Below are 1,936 nucleotides of genomic sequence, written 5' to 3'. Positions count from 1 at the left end.
TGCTGCGGGCGTACGCCGATGGCCACTTTACTCGATGGAAAACGGATCTGGGCAGAAAAGAATCTGAACCAGATGTAATCTGACAGACACCTGTATAAATAATCGGTAACTGTCAGATCAGGTCTGAGCTAGTACAGCTTAACCACGCCAGACAAGGTAGCAATGCCACCATCAACAACCCGTAGCGCCAGTCAACGCCGCTGAATCCGCACAGCATCCAATACATCAGTTGGCGTAGATCCAGACTGGTACTGAAATAGACGGCACAGGTCATCACGGCGCTGAACACAATCCCCAGCGCTACGCCAATCAGCAGCAAACGCGCATTGGAAATGTGACGTCGGGCAAAATGTAATAGCAAGAATGTGGTGGCTAGCGCCCCAACAATTGCACCAACACTCAGCACCCAGACGGGTTGCAACCCCTGCCCCATCAGAACGCCAAGCACCAGCGCCATTAGCAACGCCCAGCAAGCCCCGCTCTGCCAGTGGGTTATCGAAAATGGCCTGCATCACGGCCCCTGACATCGCTAGGCTCGCCCCCACCAGCATCACCGCCCGTTCTCTGCATACGCAACTGCCAGATGAAAACACGCTGGGAATCATCCCACCATGACTAGGGCATCACCCAACGATCACCAGCACATAACCCGATGATCACGGTCACCGCCGCCAGTAGCGCCAACACTACAATGCGTTGACGGTCGTGATAACGCTGGCGTAAACGTAACAGCGAGTATCCCTTGTTCAATGACTGCATAACGCTATCCTGTAAACTGCGGTCACACCCGCAAACTCAACTCAGCTTAACTCGACCGTCATTTCGTGTAGCGTCACTGCACGCCGTGCATCTCGCTAAGGCATTCCAGGTGCCGAGTAGCGATCAAAACGCCACTTTACGCCGCCCTGTCAACCAAGCGCCGACAAACTCTGGCACCACTTCTGTCGCAGCGCCGTAGATTTTTTCATCAAACTTGCTCTCAACCTGACTCTGCTCGAGATTCAGTTCTATGGTGTAAGCACCATTGGTGTGCGCTTCATGAACGAATCCCGCCGCCGGATAAACATGACCGGACGTTCCGATAGCGATGAAATAATCGGCCTGCGCCAGCGCCTGATAGATACGTTCCATACCAAGAGGCATTTCTCCGAACCACACCACGTGCGGGCGCAGTCGCGCGGGAAACTGGCAACAGTGGCAGCGTTCATCAGCAGCGATATCACCGGTCCAGTCGATAACCTGTCCACTCTTGCAACAGCGCACCTTGAGCAATTCACCGTGCATATGAACAACCCGTTTGCTGCCCGCACGCTCGTGCAGATTATCGATATTTTGCGTCACCAACAGGAAGTTATCTCCGAGCGCCGCCTCAAAATTGGCTAACGCCAGATGCGCTGCGTTGGGCACCACCTCTGGCTGCTGCAACTGCTTACGGCGCACGTTGTAAAACGCCTGCACCAGTTGCGGATCGCGTTGAAATCCTTCCGGCGTGGCGACATCTTCCACCCGGTGCTCTTCCCACAGACCATCCGCCGCACGAAAGGTGCGGATGCCAGACTCTGCTGAAATCCCCGCGCCGGTCAGAACCACCACGCGCGGGCTTTTTGATTCATTCACCGCCAGATAATCCTTATGGAAAATACGTGAACGCAGACGCTGCTGACGCAGTCGCTTTCCTTGATGAAACCGGATCATTCTTTGACGCGTATGCATGTCTGCTCCTGTGAAAGCTGGCTGGAAAGCGTCTATACCCGTCATACTTCAAGCTGCATGTGCGTTGGCTGCGTTCTCTCACCCGGTCGTGTATTCAATATGTTGATTGCAGTGTGAAATGTCCGGTTTTGGATGTGGAATACAGTGGCTAAAGTTGATGTAAGATGCCCGTTTTGTGAACAGACATCTCCTGTGAAAAAACACGGTTATGGCAAAAGTGGCC

2 protein-coding genes and 2 pseudogenes are annotated in these 1,936 nt (G+C 53.8%); 1 reads left to right on the top strand and 3 read right to left on the bottom strand.

What is annotated here, in order from left to right:
• Positions 1 to 112: 112 nt before the first annotated feature.
• From QZ506_RS17445 to cobB, 3 genes and pseudogenes are all read right to left on the bottom strand, one after another.
• Positions 113 to 512: pseudogene (locus tag QZ506_RS17445) on the bottom strand (iron chelate uptake ABC transporter family permease subunit).
• 103 nt (positions 513 to 615) lie between these two features.
• Positions 616 to 759 carry a hypothetical protein gene (locus tag QZ506_RS17440; protein WP_291972907.1) on the bottom strand — a complete coding sequence of 48 codons (144 nt, stop codon included), beginning with the start codon at positions 757 to 759 and terminating at the stop codon, positions 616 to 618.
• A gap of 123 nt (positions 760 to 882) precedes the next feature.
• Positions 883 to 1,713, bottom strand: a complete 831-nt coding sequence (gene cobB / locus QZ506_RS17435; RefSeq protein WP_291972906.1) for a Sir2 family NAD+-dependent deacetylase — start codon at positions 1,711 to 1,713, stop codon at positions 883 to 885.
• Between the two features lie 144 nt (positions 1,714 to 1,857).
• On the opposite strand from cobB, the pseudogene QZ506_RS17430 reads away from it, so the two are divergent.
• Positions 1,858 to 1,936: pseudogene (locus QZ506_RS17430) on the top strand (IS1 family transposase); the annotation flags it as partial.

The organism is Candidatus Symbiopectobacterium sp. (genome assembly GCF_020054415.1).
In the GTDB taxonomy this organism is placed as follows: Bacteria; Pseudomonadota; Gammaproteobacteria; order Enterobacterales; family Enterobacteriaceae; genus Symbiopectobacterium.
The sequence above is the reverse complement of the archived record's forward strand: the minus strand, read 5'-3'. Positions and strand labels throughout refer to the sequence as shown.